Below are 17,830 nucleotides of genomic sequence, written 5' to 3' on the forward strand. Positions count from 1 at the left end.
GTGGCATCGAAGCTTTGGAGCTCGTCAGCTGCCTAGATTTCGCCCTCGTTGGTGGCACAGACATGGCAGCCTATGAGCAGCAACGAAAGGACCGGAGATGCCCATTCTCTTCTTCGCCGCCGCTGGTGCCCTCTGTGGAGGCGGAGCTGGCGGAGGGTGGTACCTGTGGAGGCGTGGTCAACAGGAAGCGGCCAAGCGGATGCAGCAGCGGGACGCCGAAGCCGCGCAGCAGGCGCTTAGGGATGCCATCGACCTTGCTGACCTGCGTAGCAAGGCACGAGAGGCAGGCTTGGACCCGGATGAGGTCGTTGCCGGATATGAGAAGTTGCGAGACTCGCAGGTGTCTCCTGATGACGTGCTGAAGAGGCTGGGCCGGGCTGCCATCACCGGCTGAAAACCTTGCCCTGCTGTACGGATCTCCTGCATCCGCTTGGTTCGTGAGTGCCGGTTGCTCGCGCGCCGAGCGGGCCCACCTGGGCTTAGCGGTAGCTCCGAGCCGCGGAGGCAACAGAGCAGATAGCTGGCCTCGAACCGGGCGATCTCGCCGACGAGTTCGGCGCCGTGAGGGCGTAGGCGGGCAACGGCGTCCTCGATGTCGTCGACGGCGAACATGACTCGGTACTTGCCCAGAATGTTGTGCAGCCGGTTGCGTGGTCCGGCGCTAACCACCGCGGGGCTGCGGTACTTCGCCAGCTCGACGAGCCGACTGTGCCCGTCCGTTTCATCATTGGGGGATCGATGGACGAGAGAGGACGGGTAGTCGCTGCTGCTGAGAATCTGGTACTCAAACCGCGAGGCCCTCGTTGGGCTCATACCTCCCTGTGTGTCTTGGACGCCGTGTTCTCAATCAATGCCCACTATGAGCGACACACGATTCCCACCTGCCACCGCTACTCGGCCTGGGCTGGCATCTCAGTTCCGCTGTCAGGCAGCGAGCATCTCCCGGTACCCAACGAGCAGCCACTTCAGGGCTTCGTCACGCACATTCGGACCCACGGTGAAGCGGCTTTCTCTTCCGAGGTCTTGCGGAACAGGCAGCGCATACGGGCAAACCGCGATGCCCCACTGAAGGCAGAGGCTGCCTGCAAGTATGCCGAGATCTTGGTAGCCCACGGCATCACAACCCTTGCCGATGTCAACGCACTTTTCGGTGACTTGGAAAAGCTGGGGGCCGTAGAGCATGACCTGGCGAAGGTTGCCGGCCATGGCTCCGGTGCACGTCTTGCCTACCTGTGGATGCTCATGGGGGACGACAATTGCATCAAGCCGGACCGCATGGTTCTCCGATGGCTGCGAGTGGTGCTGCATCGGACTGTGACCACTTTGGAAGCGATCAAACTCATCACTGAGGCTGCGGCACGCCTGGGTTGCACACCGTGGGAGCTTGATCATGCGATCTGGAAGCACCAGCGGGACTTCTGACTGCGGCGAATGCGTGCACGACGCTGCGAGACCAAGGAGACCACCATGGCCACGCGACTCCGCCGCTTGGCTTCCACGGCCTCGGATCACCGCTTAGGAGTTCGACCGTATGGTTCGCCCGGTCCTGGCCTCTCGATCCAGCCTTGCGCACGTGCCTTCGCAAGGCACCGGTCTGATCCGCTCCAGCCCGACGCCGTTGATGTCACTGTCGATGTCAGGCGGCCTCACGGATTTTGCTCCGGAGGCCGTAGCGATTCCCCCCTGAAACCGATCTGTGTCTGTCAGCTCTCGCGGCTGCGGCAAATTCCTACGAAGTCGCAGTTGGCGCAGGACGAGCACCAGTTGTCTAGGCGGGCCATCTGGTTCGTCCGCAGTGAATCTGCTGCCCCCGTGACCCGCTTGCCGAGCGAGGTCATGACTTGGGGATCCACTAGCTCGCGGGTGTCACGCCCTGCCTTGTCGAGGTTGAGGACCTCAACGACGTCTGCGTTCTCTCCGGTCAGCTCTCGGTAGCCGAGCACGTATAGGTGCAGCTGGTCACGGGTCAGGTCCTCGGCCTGGGCGCGCTCGCTGGACTTGAAGTCGACGACCGACGTCTCATTCGTGTCGAGTCGCTTGATCAGGTCAACGCGTCCGGTCACGGTGACACCGGGGACCGGGTGGATCTCTACGACCTGCTCGGAGTACCTCGTCTGGTCCAGGGTCGCACCATGGCGCTCCAGGTAACGCCGCACAGCTATCTCAGCAGCGGGGCGGAGTTGGTCGGCGGCGGCCTTGTTCGCAAAGGGAAGGTTGAGATGGCGGTCCACGAGGTCCGCTGCTTCCTCTGAAGCGGCGATGTCACCCTCGATGGCGCGCTTGTGGATCTCCGCCATGACGTCGTGCAGAGACTTGCCGAAGCCGAGTTCCTTCTGCAGGGGCGAGTCGAAGCCGTAGAGCAGACGGAGCTTGAAGGAGTACGGGCACTCGAAAAGGTACTTCAGGTCCGAGAAGGACATGACGACCTCGGGGATGCCGCGCATGGGCGCAGGCGTGAGTCGGCCGTCGGGGGGCGGGGAGATCTCGCGGGTCAGGAGGGTGTGGACCTGCGTGGCCTCGTTGAAGAAGCCCGAGCGCTTCTTGCCGGTGCGCTTCTTGCTGGGGGCGAAGGTGAGTGCCAAGTACTTCTGGGCACGAGTGACTGCGACGTAGAAGAGACGACGCTCGTCCGCTTCCGTGCCACGATAGCGGGCTGCGCCTGGAACGAGGTTCTCCTCGACCACGTGAAAGACGCCGAGACCGCCTCGGCCGGAGGCGGGAAAGGTGTTCTTGCGCAGGGCGGGCAGGAAGACGGCAGGCCACTGCATGCCCTTGGCCTGATGGACAGTGGCGATGACGACAGCGTTGGGCTGAGCGTAGCCGTTGTCCCCGTCGGACTCCTCGTAGTAATTGGGCGCCTGGTACTCAACCCACTTCGCGAACGCGTCGAACCGCTGCTGAGGTTCGCTGGTAAGGTGGATGCGCTCGAAGTCTCCGATCGCGGTGGAGAGTCGGCCGAGGTTGTAGTAGACGAGTTCGCCTCGCTCCTGCGGGACACGCTCCTCGCGCAGCCCCACGGCTTCTAGGAAATCAAGGAAGACGCCTTGGAGTGTGGTGGAATCCCAGGGCTTGGAGGCGTCCCACTGCATGGTCGTGGTGAGCACGGGAAGTCCGGCTCGGACGTCGGACTCCGCTAGCCCGACGCCGGCGCCGAGCCATGCGTCGATGACGTCCTGCTCATCAGCTTCTCCGGCAACGAACCGGAAGCAGGCGACGGCGGCCTGCACCTCCGGTGTTTCGAAGAGCTTGGTAAGGCCCTTGATGACGTACGGGATGTCGCGGCGGCGGAGCTCTTTGACGAGCGGGCCGGCGTCAGCCCTGACGGAGCGGAACAGGACGGCGAAGTCGGACCAGTCGAGTCCACGCGGATCGCCGCCTTCGCGGTCCTGGAACGCGACGCCGCGCAACCGCTCCATGCGATCGACGAGCCAGGCGGCTTCGGCATCCGTGTCGGGGAACTCGAGCGCTAGTAGGTCGCCGCGCTCGAAAGTCTGGTGGCCTGCGGCCGTCATGGCCTTACTGAGGCGCTCGCCTAGGGGAATCTCCTCGACGATGCGGCGTGCGAGGTCGACGATGGCGGGACTGGAGCGGAAGTTCTCATTCAGAGTGACACGTCGGACATCCTCGTAGCGGTTCTCGATCGTGAGGATGTTCTCGACGGCGCTGCCGCGCCACTGGTAGATCGTCTGGTCGTCGTCGCCGACCACGCAAAGGTTCGCCCCGTAGCGGGTGAGCCCACGGATCATCTGTTCCTGGATCGGGTTGGTGTCCTGGTATTCGTCGACGACGACGTATTTAACGGTTTCCTTGACGTGCCGCTGCAGGCTCAGCACGGACTCGTCACCTTCGTCGTTGTCGTCGTTCAGCAGAACGGCGGCGTTGTGGAGAATGGCCGTGTAGTCGAAGTACGCGCGCTCGCTGAGGAGTCGCATGTACTTGTCGAGTCCATCCGCTACATCGGGGCGGAGTCCGTCCAGGTCCACATCGTCCTCCCGAAGGATCGACATGACCTGCTGGTACAGCTTGGAGTTGACCCAGCGCCGCAGGGGCTTCGAGGTGCCGTTAACGACTGCGTTTGTCGTGGTCAGTCCTGACCTGGTGCTGTACTTGTCGATGATCAGTCGGGTCTGCACGTCATTGAGGACGTTGTACTTGAACGCCTCGGGCACGTGGCTGTGCAGCAGGTCCAGTGCGTACCCGTGCATGGTGCCGATGTACATCTCAGCGAGGCCGTGCACCTCGCCGTGGAGTTCACGGATCCGCGCGTGCACACGCTCCTTCAGCTCGCCTGCAGCCTTCTCGGTGAAGGTGAAGGCGACGATGTGCCTGGGCTGAACGCCGGGCCGCCCGATCAGGCCGGCGATCCGCTGTGAGATCACCTCCGTCTTGCCGGACCCAGCGCAGGCGACGATGAGGAGATCATCGTCGTGGGTGCCGATAGCGGCGCGCTGGGCGTCCGTGAACTGCATTGTTCCCCCCGGATTGGCTGAAGTTGGTGCCGTGACCTGATGCCTTCGTGCGGCGAGTGCCCGGCGGGGTGGGCGCGCTGAAGACGCCACACCACGCCTAACGCGACGTTAGACCTCGATGGCCTTGAGGACTTCGTCGCCGAGGTAGTTGACGACCTTGACGGCGATGCGGCGGGAGTCGGGCTTGGGGAAGGGCCGGGACTTTGTGGTGAAGAGGGTGGCCAGAGCCTCATCGTCGATCTGCCCCTTGAGCGCCTTGCCGAGCCGCTCGTACGGGTTGAGACCGGTGGACTTGCCGTTCTCGCCCGAGAAGTAGACGTGGCGCACAATGAAAGCCTCGGCGTCGTAGTCCGTGTCGATGGACCACATCATGATGTCGTCCGGGCCCTCGGCGCGTACGTCACCCGTCGTCGGGTTGTAGATGTCGAGCCCCTTGATCTCGGCGACGAGCCGGCCATCACTCGTTTCGGTCACCTCGATGTCGGGCTCGCCGAAGACCGTGAACAGGTTGCCGGTGCCGGTGTTGGCCAGTTCGTCACCCATGGCGAGGTCAGGGTTCATGCGGACGTTGAGCACGGTCATCTTGCCGACGTTGCGCTCCTGGATGACTGAGAACTCGCCTCGCTCCTGGTTGATCTCGTTGGTCGCCTCGGTCGCATTCGCACCGAAGGCGAAGCCGAGAATGAGCAGGAGGTCGATCTCGCCAAATCTGAGGGCCTCGCGAGCAGCGTTCTTGATGAAGAGCGAGTCGACGGTTCCGTATTCGGGACCGAGCGCGATGCCCACGCGGGATGGCGTGCCCTCCTCGGCGGCCTTGCGGATGCCAACAGCGGTCAGTATCCGACCAGAGACAGGCTCGACCGATTCGAACTCCAGCCGCTCGTTCCGGTAGCCGTTCTGCACCCCTGCCTTCTTGACGTGCTCAAGAATCGTCTCTTCGTAGGAGGCACCGGAGGGCATCATCTCGGCGGCCTTCTCGGAGGCAGGGACCTCCTGGTCGAAAGAGACGGACCGGTGCGGCGAGAGCGACTCGACAGTGAAAGGGCCGGCAACCCGGATGGCCTTCCTGTTCTCGTAAGGGCGGTCGTAAAGCGTCTCGAACTCTGCGTGCTTTTTAATCGCCTTGTCGATCTGGTCGCGGGTCATCCCTTCTTTTATGTCTGGATTGTTCGCGATCGATTTCAGCGTAATGTGCGGGACACGCCCATAGACAAAGCCACGGCGAATATCGTTCTTCGATGCTGAGCGATCCAAGGGCTGTTGGCTCAGTTCAGCCTCCTTACTCTTCCCTTCCGAGGAGTCGGCAAGGAGATACGCAGGATACTTCGCACCCATGAGGCGGTGACGTGCAAGGGAGATGGCCACGCGCGAGGTGTCGATGGTAATCCAACGGCGGCCCCACTCTTCGGCAACGTAGGCAGTGGTGCCGGAACCGCAGGTGGGGTCGAGGACCAAATCACCAGGGTCTGTGGACATAAGCATGCAGCGCTCGACCACTCGCAGGGCGGTTTGCACAACGTACAACTTTTCACCCCCGAACTGGTTTTGCCCCATAGTGTCCGTCCAGTTATTCCCAATCGGGAAAGCTGGAAAGTCGTCCACGTAGCGCATGTAGCCAGCTGATCGACCGGCGGGAAGAACTCGACCGGCAGAAACAAGGCGCTCCATGCCAGCCCGATTGGTCTTCCACCCTCCCCGCAGGGGCAGCACGCTCCTACCAGCCACGGTGACGGGAAAGACCGTAGTCTGGCCGACACGCGTTGTCTGACTGGTGAGGTTGTCCACACCAAACGCGCGCGCACCTTCAGGGAGAGGGCCTCCCCTTTTCTCACTAAGCGTCAGAGTTCGACGACTTCCATCAGGAAGTTCAAGGTGAGTGTACAAACTGGACCCTGATTGGCCCACCGCTTTTTCCAGGAATAGCTGACGATATTTGACAACGTCTTTGGATTTAGCATACCAAAGAATGTAGTCATTCAGGGAAGGCAGGGTGTTCGTGCCTCCCGCAAAGCTGCCTGCGCCGCTTGATTTCTGCACCGTAATCAGCGAAACGAAATTTTCTGCACCGAAAATCTCGTCCATGATTGCGCGGACCAAGTGGACATTGTCGTCGCCAATCTGAACAAATACTGAACCACTCTCTGAGAGTAGGTCCCTAGACGACAAGAGGCGGTCCCTAAAGTATGCAAGGTAGGAACTGATTCCCAGCTCCCAGGTATCCCGGAATGCCTTGATCTGCTCGACTTCTCGTGTCGCATCTTCCAGCTTCCCGTCGCGCACGCGAGAGTTATCTGCCCGCGCCTGCCAGTTCGACCCGAACTTGATCCCATACGGCGGGTCGATGTAAATCATCTGAACTTTGCCCCGCAGGTTCTCTCGCTCCGCGAGGCTCGCCATCACCTGGAGTGAATCGCCCAAGATCATGCGGTTGGTCCAGTTCATCTGGTGCTTGTACCAGTCGACTTTGTCAAGTTCATCTAGGATGCCGTCGTCGAAGAAACCGGTGCCGAATAGCGAGAGCTCTTCCTCTACGCCCTCACTTCCCCCCTTCTCGCGCCTTTTCGTCTCATCCATCAGCTGTTTGACGAGATACCGCGGCTCGATCCGCTCCTGGCGGAAGATCGGCGGGGCCGGAACCTCAAGGTCCTGGCGGTCCTGCTCGTCCTTGCCCTTCCAGACGAGCTGGGGGTCCTTGGCGAAGTCACGCTTGCCGCGCCATGTCATGGCAGCCTCGACTGCCTCCGTGACAAGGTCGATCGCGTCCGCCGTCGGATTGTTCACTCGGGTGTCCTCATGCCTTGTGGCCTGCACGGCCTTGGTGCTGTTCGCGGTGCTTCTGCGGGGAGCGGCCATCGTATTTCCTACCCTTTCTGGTCGTCGTTGCCGTGCTGCTGTCGCCGCTGCTCGATTTCCGCCTCGCGGGCCGCGCTGAACAGGTCGTCCCAGGGGTAATCATCTGCGCCCCAGTCCGTGTCGTCGCTTCTGAGCCTCTCCTCGCTCTTGAGGCCCTCCTCGTGTAGGCCCGTCAGAATCCCGTCGCCGTAGAGGGCCTCGATCGCCGCGTTCAAACGCGACTTGAAACCGGTGGGGTCCTCCGACAACTCGATGTAGCCCCACCTGCCGTATGCACCGTGGTTGTTCACGGCCGCGCACCACATGCGCGCGGTCTCCGCCTTCATGGCCCGCTTGCCGGCCGATTTGCGGGAGCCCGATACCTCCACGATGAGGTGGCGCGCCTCGACGTCCTCCTCGTCGAGTGGCTTCAACCGGACGATGAAGTCAGGCAGGTACCGGTGCGTGCGCCCCGCGTACAGGTACGGGATCGCGAACTCCAGGTGGTCGTTCTTGACGTACGACTGCACGTTCTTGTTGCCGTCGAGCAGTGTCGCCAGGGTCTGCTCCCACGTGTTGCCGCCTATGCCGTCGAGGACCACATAATTCACCGGAGACTTGTCCGGGTCGGCCTCGTAGACCGCCTTGGTCGTGTAGAAGTCCACATCATCCGTGGAGCCCTCGGGCGCATAGCGCGCGAAGATGGGAAGCACCCTGGAGGAGTTGTTGCCCTCCTGGCGGTTCAGCGCGGCGAAGAACTGCTGGGCAGCCCGCTGCCGTTCTTCGGAGACCCGGGAGATGATCGCCAGACTTCGCCGGTTGTCCGTACCGACACAGTGGGTGGTCCACTCCTTCGCGAGCTGCACCAGGTTTGGGAACATCCACGGCTTGCGTCCCCGCGTCGGATCCTCAAGCAGTTCAAGGGCCAGTCCGGCCAGCTGGAAGGCGACCTGCTGAACGCGTACACCCCTGGCGTCGACCAGGGTGTGCCTGGCACTCTCACCGACGAAGCCTTCCACATCGGCCCTTGTCGCGACGCCCTGGTTCACCTCGAACGGTTCCGCATGCGTGAAGTCCGCGTAGAACCGTGCCTCTTCGATCTCTACGCGGTACCCCTCCAGACGCGGGAAGGTGATGCGCAGCTCGTCCCGGTCCCTCATGGAGCGGACGTGCTTTGGCTCCGGTCTCGGCTTGGACTTCAGCTCTCTATTCGGGTCGGTCTGGATGAACTGGAACGGGATGCCGTACACGTCTGCGTATTCGGGCTCGAGCAGCCCCTCGTCATTCACGGCGTACGAGATACGGCGCAAACCTCGGCCCACGACCTGCTCGCACAACAGGTGACTGCCGAAGGCACGGACCCCCAGAATGTGGGTGACCGTGTTGGCGTCCCAGCCCTCCGTCAGCATGGACACGGAGACGACACAGCGCACGTCCTGCCCGAGCTTGCCTTTCTTGCCGACGGTGTTCAGGACCTCGCGCAGCAGGTCAGCGTCCGTCAGCGCCTCCACGTCCCGGTCCGGGAACCGGGTGCGGTATTCCTCTTTGAACGCTTCCAGCTCCTCGGCCGCCGCGGCCTTGAACTGGGCGTCCAACTGCGAGTTGTCGGACTCCAGCTGCGCCGAGTCGACCAGGATGGTACGCGGCACCGGGTAACGGCGGCCTGTCTCGTCGTAGTTGGAGAAGTGCGGCAGCATGCCACGCTTCCCCTGGCCGTCCCCGCCCGGCGGTTCGTGCCCGGCAATCTGGTCGTACACCCACTTCGACACGGTCGTGTTGTTGCAGACGACGATGAACACCGGGGGGGTGGAGCCGGTACCTCGGGTCTCTTCCTGCCATCGCGCGAAGGCTTGCGTGTAGTTCCGGTACAGGCTGTGGGCAGCTCCGTCCAGGACACCGGGCAGCGACTTGCCTGCGAGCGTCTCCGGTTTCTGGGAGCGCTTGGGCATCTCGTCCCTGATGTGCTCCCACAGGTTCAGATAGGAGACGTCCTTGTGCTCCGCGTCGTCGTCCACCGGAACGCGCGGGATCTTGACCAGGCCCGACTCGATGGCGTCCAGGAGTCCGAAGTCACTCACCACCCATGGGAAGAGCGTGCCCTCCGGGTAACCCGAACCGTTCAGGTAGAAGGGGGTGGCGGAGAGGTCGTAGACCGTCTTGATGCCGGTCTTGCGCATGACGTGGTTCAGGCCGTCGAACCACTGGCGCGCGTGATTGTTCTCCTCTTCGGCCTGCTTCTTCTCCTCACCCTTCAGGTCCTCGACGGTAAGGGCCCCCTCCAGGGCAGCGCCGCGGGTCTGGTAGCAGTGGTGCGCCTCATCGTTGAAGACGATGATCTCGCCCTTGCTTCCGCCCAGATCACGCAGCACCCGGTTGACCATCATGTCGGGCGTCTCGACGAAGGGGTCGTCCTTCGACCTGGCCAGCAGCAGTTTCTTGGTTTTTGAAGCGAGCCCCTGACCTTCCCGCGTCGTCCTGAGCATGAACGCGTGGTAGTTGGTGATCGCCACCTGCGCCTGGCCGAGCGCACCCCACAGGTCCGCAGGGACAACGTCCCGCTCCTTGTAGTAGTTGTTCGGGTCGGAGGGCATCAGCACGCGCAGCCGGTCCCGGATGGTGATGCCGGGAGCGACCAGGAGGAAGCGCTTGGCGAATCGAGGGTCCTGCGGGCTGGCGACCTTGTTGAGGGTGTTCCAGGCGATCAGCATCGCCATCACGACGGTCTTCCCCGAACCCGTCGCCATCTTCAAAGCCACCCGGGGCAGTCCTGCGTTGTGCTCCTGGTTGGCCTCTTCCAGGTGGCCCCTTATCCAGGCTCTGCCAAGCTTCGTGCCCACCTCCGTCAGGTAGACGGCGGTCTCCACCGCTTCCACCTGAGCGAAGAAGAGCTTCCGCTCCCGGGTCGGGTCGGTCCAGTACTCCAGGAGACGGCGGGTCGTGGGCGTGATGTTGGGGTATCCCGCCTTGCGCCAGCGGGAGACCTCGCTGCGGATGTTGCCGATGACGTCCTGGCCTTTACGCTCCTCCAGGATGCCGTCGAAGGACAGCTCGTGCTGGACGCCGGCGGACGTCTTACGTCCCTTCCTGGCGCGCGGGACGGGCATCCAGGTTTCGCTCGGGCGACGGCCGGGAGCCTTGTCACCTGTTGGCTGTCCCCGCTCATCCAGTTCCCAGTGCTCGGCCGGCTCTTTGTACGGCGAGTTGATGATCGGGTTCTCGATCACTGCTGCCATGGCTTAGTTATCTCCCTCACGCCTCATCAGCGTGGACCGTACAGCCTGCAAGGGCAATTACCCCATTCGTGCCATGAGTACGCTGCCCGCAGACCCTGTGCTCCTCCCGCATGGCTGCCAAACTGGCTCCGTAACGCCGTGGAGCCGACCGGCGCCCCTGCCAGCACTTTCCTCCAACCCAAGCTGTCACTTCGGCCGCGCTACTGGCGGAGCCGGGGAGCGCGCGGCGAGCGTAGCGAGCCCTTGAAGACGTGGAGAAGGTTTGAGCCAGGTCAGGGCTGCATGTCGTAGATGAGGTCCAAGTCGCTGCCCGGCAAGTGAAGTTCTTCGAGTGCCAGGGGGCGGCTGTCGTTGCCGGTTGCGACGCGGAGGAGTTGGAAGACCGGCACCCCTTCTCCGAGGTGTAGTGCTTTCGCCTGGTCCGGTAGGGGCATCCGCGTCCGCACGTGCTCTGTGAAGGTGAGTTCGTGCCCCAGCTCGGCCAAGGCGGAGAAGAGCGCTGGAGCTGGGGGCGGTGCCTTCTCCTCGTACTTAGTGCCGGCCAGAACCGAGAACGGCACGTAGGTGCGGTGGAGTTGACGCAGGCGACCGGCGTCGGCGGTCTGCAACACGTCGTACGTGAACATCGGCTCGCCCGGCGGGATGCGAAGCAGTTCGGCGAGTGCGAGGGGGGCGTCCGTGCGGGTCGCGGTCGGCGTCTCTACGTCCGTCCAGCTGATGCCGTCTGCGTCGACGTACTGTCCGTCGGCCGTACGGCGCACTCCGCGGGGACGGGTGAGGCTCGGCCGGCTGTGAAGCGATCGGACGAACGCGCCTCGGCCCGCCATGACTTCCACGAGCCCTGATGCCCGGAGTTCTGCGATGCCTTGCCGCACGGTCGGTCGCGTGACCTTGAACAGCTCCGCGAGCTTGTCCTCCGAGGGGACAGGGCGGCCTTCCGGGAACGTGCCGTTGAGGATGCCCTCGCGCAAGTAGTCAGCAATCGCGCGGTACTTGGGCTGTGGCTCCTGCTCGCTGCGCTTCTTCGTCGGCATCCCGGCTCCGTTAGATGACTGGTTCGTCAGCGGGTACAGCGTCTCTCACTTCATGTTGGTTGACAACCCGTACTACGGGTGGGCACTCTGTCTGTGCCGCACCCGTACTACGGGTTGTAAAGCACTTCGAAGGAAGGGCCTTCGGAGGCAACTGACATGGAGGTCAAGTAGTGGCAGTCCTGCCGATAGATACGGCGAAGTACACAGGGATCATCTGCGCTGTCCCGCCCGCCCCGCGCATCGCGGACCGGGAGACGGGACGCGTGCGGGTGGACCGCGACACGGGCAAGACCGTCTACCAGGTCGGTCTGTGCCTGATGTCGGCCACGTCCGCCGACGTGGTCAACGTCAGTGTTCCCGGCGAGCCCGCCGGGGTGCAGAACGGCGTCCCGGTCCAGGTCCGCGACCTGGTCGCGGTGCCATGGGAGAACGAGGGGCGGCACGGCGTCGCCTACCGCGCCGCCGAGATCAAGCCCCTTGCGGCTACCCCCAGCAGTAAGGGGGCCAGCCAGTGATCCATTCGGCAACCGCTTCGACTCACTCGGCCGGTACCGGCTGGTCGAGTGGGGTGCTGGTGGTCGCCGCCGCGCTTGCGTCGGGCCTGGTCATCGCGGGCCCGGCCCTGCGCCGGCACTACCCGGTGGTCTGGTGGGTGTGCATCGGTTTCCCCGCCGCGTGCATACGCATCGTACGGACTTGGCGCCCGCTGATGGCCGGATGTGGCTTGGCGATCAGCCGTAGGGCAGCGCTTACGGTGGTCTCCGGGCTTGTCGGCAACGGTGCTCCGCCGCCTCAACCGCGCGTACCGCGACGGGGGTTGGTGCTTCCCACTCGCGACGGCTTCCGCCTCCTCATACGAATGCTGCCCGGTCAGGTGCCGGAGGACTTCGTCAAGGCGGCTCCGGCGATGGCGCATGACTGGGAGGTTCATGCGGTCCGGGTGAGCACCTGGCGGCCGGGCGTTGTACGGGTCCTTGCTTCGGCCACTGATCCGTTGAAGGAGCCGCGCGTACCGAGGCAGCGGACTCCTGGACGACTGCTACGAGTCACCGTCGGCGTTCTGGAGACCGGAGCGCAGTGGGTGATTGACCTTCGGCAGGTGCCGCACTGGCTGATCGTGGGTGCGACTCGTTCCGGCAAGTCGACACTCATCAACGCTCTGGTCGCGGGTCTCTCGCCACAGCGAGTGGCGCTGGTCGGTATCGACTGCAAGGGCGGGATGGAGCTTTCGCTCTACGAGCCCCGGCTGTCAGCGCTGGCGACCAACCGCGGGCAAGCAGTGAAGCTGCTCCGTGCGCTGGTCGACCTGACCTTGGACCGGATGACGGTCTGCCGCGAAGCTCGCGTGCGGAATGTGTGGGGACTCCCGGAGAAGCAGCGTCCGGTCCCGGTCGTGGTCATCGTCGACGAGCTGGCAGAGCTGTTCCTCGTCGCCAGTCGGGGCGAGAAGGACGAAGCGCAGGCAGCGGCAACGGCGCTCATCCGGCTTGCGCAACTCGGCGCCGCACTCGGGGTGTTCCTCGTCGTGGCGGGGCAACGGGTCGGCTCCGACCTCGGGCCCGGCGTGACCGCGCTGAGGGCACAACTCGGCGGCCGGATATGTCACCGCGTGGCCGACCCGGGCACGGCAGAGATGGCTCTCGGCGATCTCAACCCGGACGCCCTGCATGCGGCTCAGTCCATCACTCCCGAACAAGCGGGCACGGCCGTCCTCGCCTCGGCGGACGGGTGGGATCGCGCACGATCCCATCTGGTCCCGGAGACGGAGGCAGAAGCCATCGCGGCCGAGTGCGCCCATCTGACGCCGCATGTACCGGAGTTGGCGGAAGCCATCGGCGCTCCGACCGGCCCGTCCCTGCACATCGAACGACTCGACAGCGACGAATGAGAGGGGAAGCCCGTGCTCGTAACGATGTCAGGTGCGCTGCTGCTCGGCCTGCTGATCGCACTTCTGATCCGTGTCCGCTACTTGCGGTGGCTCGAAGTCCTGCTCTGTTCGGTTTTCGGCTTCCTGCTCGCGAAGAGCGCCGCGGCGCCAGTCGTACAGACCGTGATCGAGGGCGTCGGCGGATTCCTCGGCCAACTCCAGTTCTGACCGGACCTCCGGAGGCGGTCATGACCTACCTGCTCACTTGCCAAGCGGGCTCCCGACGGGGCGCGAAGTCGCCAAACCCGACCCCGTCAGGGCCCTACTCCATCCACCTCATGAACAGCGAAAGGAGCAGCCTCACCTTGACCAATGCGCATCGATCGCGCAAATCGCCGCGCCCCTGGTGCGAACTGAGAGATGACGAGCGGCAGGCCTGTGCCGGACGGGAACAGGTCGTCCTCGTCGGCACCGACGACAACGAGCGCTGGACGTGTCCCGAGCACGCCGCCGCTCTATGGCTGACCGAGCCGACTCTGCGCTTCTCGGCCAAGTCCCGACAGCAGGCCATCGCGGAAGCGATGCGGCACGCCTTCGGAGGTGGCCGATGACCACTCACCAGGTGGCCAACCTGCTCGACCGTGCCACCCGACCCGACTTCGACGCATGGCGCCGACGCATCGTCCGGCTCGGCGGATGCACGAACCCTGTGCACCTCGTCGGCCGGTCGGTACTCGTCGATACGGCAACCGGGGAAGCACTGCACGAAGTCGGTCTGGACGGCGCCGACGGTCGGCTGATGACGGCTTGCGGCAACCGCCGAGCCACTGTGTGCCCCACCTGCTCACGCGTCTACCGCGCGGACACATATCAACTGATCCGTGCGGGGCTGACGGGTGGGAAGGACGTGCCGAAAGAAGTGGACGCGCACCCGCGGGTGTTCGCCACTCTGACGGCTCCCGGCTTCGGCCCCGTCCACACTCGCCGTGAGCGGGGCGGTCGGCGTCTGGCCTGTCGTCCCCGCCGGTCGGGGGAGACGTGCCGACACGGGGCCGGCGTCGGCTGTTATCTCCGGCATGCGGAGCATGATCCGCAGCTCGGCGAACCGCTCTGCGCTCGTTGCTACGACTATGCGGGCGCCGTGCTGTGGCAGGCGCAGGCGGGGGAGTTGTGGCACCGCTTCACGCTGGAGCTGCGTAGGGAACTGGCCCGCATGGTCGGGTTGTCCCGTACGGGCTTCGTGAACTCGGCTCGACTCTCGTACGCCAAAGTCGCGGAGTATCAACGGCGCGGACTCGTCCACTTCCACGCCCTGATCCGCCTCGACGGTCCGGAGGGGCCGGAGATGGGTCCGCCCGTGTGGGCGACAACGGATCTGCTCTCGGCGGCAGTTCCGCAAGCCGTCGAACGCGTCAGAGTTCTGGCAGTCGGGTCGGACGTCGTAGGCCGACGACTGCTGCGCTTCGGACCGCAGGTCGACGTACAACCCGTGACGTCCGCCGACATCCGCGGCCTGTCGTCCGCTGCCGTTGCTGCCTACATCGCCAAGTACGCGACGAAGGGAGCCGAGAGCGCCGGCGCCGTAGACCGACGCATCTACCGGTCCGCCGACCTGGCGGAGCTACCCGTGCGGGACCACACACTGCGCATGATCGGCACGTGTTGGTGGCTCGGCGGCCTAGAGCCCTTCGAGCCGCTTCGGCTGCGCCGCTGGGCGCACATGCTCGGCTACCGGGGCCACTTCTCGACCAAATCCCGGCGCTACTCAACGACGTTGACTGCGCTGCGCGATGCCCGCACCAAGCATCGCGCGGAGGAACATCGGCAGAGGCTTGGTCTGACCGATCGCTCGACCGCTCTCGTCGGCGACTGGCGCTACGCCGGTCGCGGCTACAGCGCGGAAGCTGCCCTCATCGCTGCTTCGGTACGTGAGGGGCGTGGCGGACATGGCGCGTAGTCGAAGCGAACTCCTCACGGTCCCGGAGGTCCTGAACGAGCTGGGCGGAGTGTCGCGGCGCACCTTCTACCGCTGGCGTGAACTGCGTATCGCTCCGCGCTGCATACGGCTGCCCAACGGCGAACTTCGCGTCCGACGCGATGCGCTGGACGACTGGCTTCAGGACAGGGCGGAGGGAGCCGTATGAAGTCGTACAAGGTCTCCGTCTGGAAGCTCAGCACGAACCGAACCACCAAGAAGCCGACGTACCTCGTTCGTTGGGCAGTCGATGGTCGAACCTTCAGCGAATCGCACAAGACCAAGGCGCTCGCCGACCGGTTCAGAGCGAAGCTCCTTCGCGCGCTCGACAAGGGAGAACCCTTCGACACGGTCACAGGGCTTCCGGACTCACTTCGGGGCGGCAAGACAGCGCTGAGCCTGCTGGAGCTTGCAGTGAAGTATGTGGATCGCCGGTGGCCCAACGCTTCCGCGAAGCAGCGGGACAGCATGACCGATGCCCTGGCCGTCGCCGTGCCCGCTGTGACTACAGCTGTACGGGGCCGACCCGAACCGGCGCTGGTCCGACGGGCGCTGCGCTCCTACCTCCTCCCTACTCCGCGCCGTGAGCGGGAACGGCCGGAGGAAGTCGCTGCAGCTGTGCGATGGCTGGAGCGGGCCTCGCTACCGGTGGCGGAGTTGACGGAGATCGACCGAGTGCACGGACTCGTGGACGCGCTCGGCCGGAAGCTCGACGGTAAGCCGGCGGCCAATCAGACCTATCGGCGTCGGCGGGCGGTCACGTACAACGCTCTTGCGTACGCCGTAGAGCTGGAGTTGCTGACCGCCAACCCGTTGGACAGGGCACGGCGGAAGCGAGAACAGCAACCGGTGCACGAGGTCGATAGCCGCGTGGTCGTCAATCCGCGGCAGGCGAGAGAACTCCTCATCGCTTGCACGTACGTCGGCGGTTTCGATCGTGCTGCGGGACGCCGCCTCCGGGCTTTCTTCGGCTGCCTCTACTACGCGGCTACTCGTCCGGGAGAGGCACTGGGACTGCGCCGTTCCGACTGCGAGTTGCCGACGACGGGTTGGGGGCGGATCACCGTGGAGGAGACGCGCCCTTCGGTCGGCAAGTCCTGGACGGACAGCGGCGAGGCGCACGACAGGCGGGGGCTCAAACAGCGCAGCCCCGGTGAGGTGCGGATAGTGCCGATACCGCCTCCGCTGGTGCGGATGCTGAATGAGCACCTGGAGGAGTTCGATACGGCTGAGGACGGCCGGATCTTCGCCAGTGAGCGAGGAAACGTCGTCGCCTCGTCCTCGTACTACAGGGTTTGGCGGCAGGCGCGGGAGCTGGCCCTCATACCGGACCAGGTGTCGTCGGTGCTGGCGGCCAAGCCGTACGACCTGCGGCACGCCTGCGTCTCCCAGTGGCTCAACTCTGGTGTCTCGGCTCCGGAGGTCGCCCGACGAGCTGGCCACTCGGTGGAGGTCCTGCTCAAGATCTACGCCAAGTGCATCGACGGCCAGGAAGCCGAGATGAACGACCGGATCATGAAAGGCCTCGGGGAGGACGAGCCCGAGGGAGATCATTAAGAAGCGCAATCCGTATTCGTCGAAAGCCCCGGCTTAGTTCGGGGCTTTCGACGTATATGCGTACTTACCTGATTCTTGACTTGGCGACGGGGCATGCTCGCGGCATGGAACCGTCTGACGCCGTCGTGAAACGCCTGCGTCCTCTCGTTGCTGCGCACGGCGATTGCAGCCAGGCCCCCGTACGCTTCAGGCCTGATACCTGGCGTCCATGGCTGAAGCCGCGTGGACTCACGGCTGTGTTGGAGTGTGGGTCTCCTGGTCCGTCTCCGCGTGAACGCTTGATAGGCCGCCAGGATCTCGATGTACTCCGCGACGCCGTGCGCACCCAGGCTGACGGCCTCTGCGAGTTCTTCACCGCAGTCATGATCTGGGGCTCTGGCACCACGAACGGACGCGGTCCGCGGTACACCGAAATGGCCTTATGCGATGCACGACTCCGCGGCACATTGGCACGCACCTGTGAGCTGGTGCGTGCTGGGGACCTGGTCGGTGCCTACCGCGCGTTTCGAGTAGCCGGGGTGGGCTCGCCGTTCTTTACGAAGTGGTTCGCTGCCGTGGACGACGGCTCGGGCATGGAGCGGGCGTTGATCCTGGACAGTCGTGTCTTCAACACGCTCAACGGGCTTGGCTGGGTGAGCTGGAAGGCGGCCGGCACGCGAACCAGAGCCGTGCGCTATGCCGCGTACGTTCACCAGATGCACTCATGGGCGCGAGCCCTCGACGTGGACCCTTCGAGGCTGGAGTGGGTCATGTTCCATCTGAACGGCGAGGTGTCTCCCAAGAGCCCCGCACACTAGGCTCTCCGCTCCCTTGAACAAGGGCCTGACCTGCCCCGAAGCCTTCCAAGATCATGACGCTATTAC

General features: G+C 64.3%; 14 protein-coding genes and 1 pseudogene. 10 read left to right on the forward strand and 5 right to left on the reverse strand.

Annotated elements, in window-relative coordinates; all coding sequences use genetic code 11:
* Window positions 1–97 precede the first annotated feature (97 nt).
* The gene (locus tag AN215_RS29950) at window positions 98–394 is read left to right on the forward strand and encodes a hypothetical protein (RefSeq protein WP_171904273.1); all 297 of its coding nucleotides are present in this window, start codon (window positions 98–100) and stop codon (window positions 392–394) included.
* 95 nt (window positions 395–489) lie between these two features.
* Here AN215_RS29950 and AN215_RS30540 read toward each other — a convergent pair.
* Window positions 490–717, reverse strand: a pseudogene (locus AN215_RS30540) (VOC family protein); the annotation flags it as partial.
* A 21-nt stretch (window positions 718–738) separates the two neighbouring features.
* Between AN215_RS30540 and AN215_RS29640 the strand changes: the two are divergent.
* Window positions 739–1,422 carry a DUF8548 family protein gene (locus AN215_RS29640; RefSeq protein WP_488803508.1) on the forward strand — a complete coding sequence of 228 codons (684 nt, stop codon included), beginning with the start codon at window positions 739–741 and terminating at the stop codon, window positions 1,420–1,422.
* A gap of 281 nt (window positions 1,423–1,703) precedes the next feature.
* Here the strand turns inward: AN215_RS29640 and AN215_RS24810 are convergent, their stop codons facing one another.
* The 4 genes from AN215_RS24810 to AN215_RS24825 all read right to left on the reverse strand — a co-directional run bounded on the left by AN215_RS24810 (window position 1,704) and on the right by AN215_RS24825 (window position 11,568).
* Window positions 1,704–4,469 (reverse strand): ATP-dependent helicase, encoded by a 2,766-nt coding sequence (locus AN215_RS24810; RefSeq protein WP_070010919.1) that lies wholly within the window; start codon window positions 4,467–4,469, stop codon window positions 1,704–1,706.
* A gap of 108 nt (window positions 4,470–4,577) precedes the next feature.
* A complete protein-coding gene (locus AN215_RS24815) occupies window positions 4,578–7,250 on the reverse strand; it encodes a site-specific DNA-methyltransferase (protein ID WP_245694697.1) in 2,673 nt (890 codons plus the stop codon).
* Between the two features lie 80 nt (window positions 7,251–7,330).
* Entirely contained in the window at window positions 7,331–10,534 is a 3,204-nt protein-coding gene (locus AN215_RS24820; RefSeq protein WP_245694698.1) for a BPTD_3080 family restriction endonuclease, read from the reverse strand.
* Between the two features lie 272 nt (window positions 10,535–10,806).
* Window positions 10,807–11,568 (reverse strand): GntR family transcriptional regulator, encoded by a 762-nt coding sequence (locus AN215_RS24825; protein WP_070010917.1) that lies wholly within the window; start codon window positions 11,566–11,568, stop codon window positions 10,807–10,809.
* A 170-nt stretch (window positions 11,569–11,738) separates the two neighbouring features.
* Here AN215_RS24825 and AN215_RS24830 point away from each other — a divergent pair, with 170 nt between their 5' ends.
* The 8 genes from AN215_RS24830 to AN215_RS30775 all read left to right on the forward strand — a co-directional run bounded on the left by AN215_RS24830 (window position 11,739) and on the right by AN215_RS30775 (window position 17,764).
* Entirely contained in the window at window positions 11,739–12,083 is a 345-nt protein-coding gene (locus tag AN215_RS24830) for an SCO3933 family regulatory protein (RefSeq protein WP_070010916.1), read from the forward strand.
* Between the two features lie 56 nt (window positions 12,084–12,139).
* Entirely contained in the window at window positions 12,140–13,456 is a 1,317-nt protein-coding gene (locus AN215_RS24835) for an FtsK/SpoIIIE domain-containing protein (protein WP_420856173.1), read from the forward strand.
* A gap of 12 nt (window positions 13,457–13,468) precedes the next feature.
* Window positions 13,469–13,663 (forward strand): hypothetical protein, encoded by a 195-nt coding sequence (locus AN215_RS24840; protein WP_070010915.1) that lies wholly within the window; start codon window positions 13,469–13,471, stop codon window positions 13,661–13,663.
* A gap of 137 nt (window positions 13,664–13,800) precedes the next feature.
* On the forward strand, window positions 13,801–14,046 hold the full coding sequence (locus AN215_RS28905; protein ID WP_079123388.1) for a hypothetical protein: 246 nt from the start codon (window positions 13,801–13,803) through the stop codon (window positions 14,044–14,046).
* Window positions 14,043–15,392, forward strand: a complete 1,350-nt coding sequence (locus tag AN215_RS24845; protein ID WP_070010914.1) for a replication initiator — start codon at window positions 14,043–14,045, stop codon at window positions 15,390–15,392. Before AN215_RS28905 ends, AN215_RS24845 begins: the two co-directional genes overlap by 4 nt.
* Window positions 15,382–15,579, forward strand: a complete 198-nt coding sequence (locus tag AN215_RS24850) for a helix-turn-helix transcriptional regulator (protein ID WP_070011366.1) — start codon at window positions 15,382–15,384, stop codon at window positions 15,577–15,579. The genes AN215_RS24845 and AN215_RS24850 overlap by 11 nt, the downstream gene beginning before the upstream one ends.
* A complete protein-coding gene (locus AN215_RS24855) occupies window positions 15,576–16,967 on the forward strand; it encodes a tyrosine-type recombinase/integrase (protein ID WP_070010913.1) in 1,392 nt (463 codons plus the stop codon). The genes AN215_RS24850 and AN215_RS24855 overlap by 4 nt, the downstream gene beginning before the upstream one ends.
* A gap of 104 nt (window positions 16,968–17,071) precedes the next feature.
* A complete protein-coding gene (locus AN215_RS30775) occupies window positions 17,072–17,764 on the forward strand; it encodes an 8-oxoguanine DNA glycosylase OGG fold protein (protein WP_079123389.1) in 693 nt (230 codons plus the stop codon).
* The last annotated feature ends 66 nt before the right edge of the window (window positions 17,765–17,830 follow it).

The sequence above is a fragment of the Streptomyces abyssalis genome (assembly GCF_001751365.1).
GTDB classification, from domain to species: domain Bacteria; phylum Actinomycetota; class Actinomycetes; order Streptomycetales; family Streptomycetaceae; genus Streptomyces; species Streptomyces abyssalis.

Excerpts from the sequence above, each read along its gene's own strand:
- AN215_RS24810 (WP_070010919.1), bottom strand. The coding sequence starts at position 4,469 with ATGCAGTTCACGGACGCCCAGCGCGCCGCTATCGGCACCCACGACGAT.
- AN215_RS29640 (WP_488803508.1), top strand. The coding sequence starts at position 739 with ATGGACGAGAGAGGACGGGTAGTCGCTGCTGCTGAGAATCTGGTACTC.
- AN215_RS24850 (WP_070011366.1), top strand. The coding sequence starts at position 15,382 with ATGGCGCGTAGTCGAAGCGAACTCCTCACGGTCCCGGAGGTCCTGAAC.
- AN215_RS29950 (WP_171904273.1), top strand. The coding sequence starts at position 98 with ATGCCCATTCTCTTCTTCGCCGCCGCTGGTGCCCTCTGTGGAGGCGGA.
- AN215_RS30775 (WP_079123389.1), top strand. The coding sequence starts at position 17,072 with ATGGAACCGTCTGACGCCGTCGTGAAACGCCTGCGTCCTCTCGTTGCT.
- AN215_RS24820 (WP_245694698.1), bottom strand. The coding sequence starts at position 10,534 with ATGGCAGCAGTGATCGAGAACCCGATCATCAACTCGCCGTACAAAGAG.
- AN215_RS24855 (WP_070010913.1), top strand. The coding sequence starts at position 15,576 with ATGAAGTCGTACAAGGTCTCCGTCTGGAAGCTCAGCACGAACCGAACC.
- AN215_RS24845 (WP_070010914.1), top strand. The coding sequence starts at position 14,043 with ATGACCACTCACCAGGTGGCCAACCTGCTCGACCGTGCCACCCGACCC.
- AN215_RS24825 (WP_070010917.1), bottom strand. The coding sequence starts at position 11,568 with ATGCCGACGAAGAAGCGCAGCGAGCAGGAGCCACAGCCCAAGTACCGC.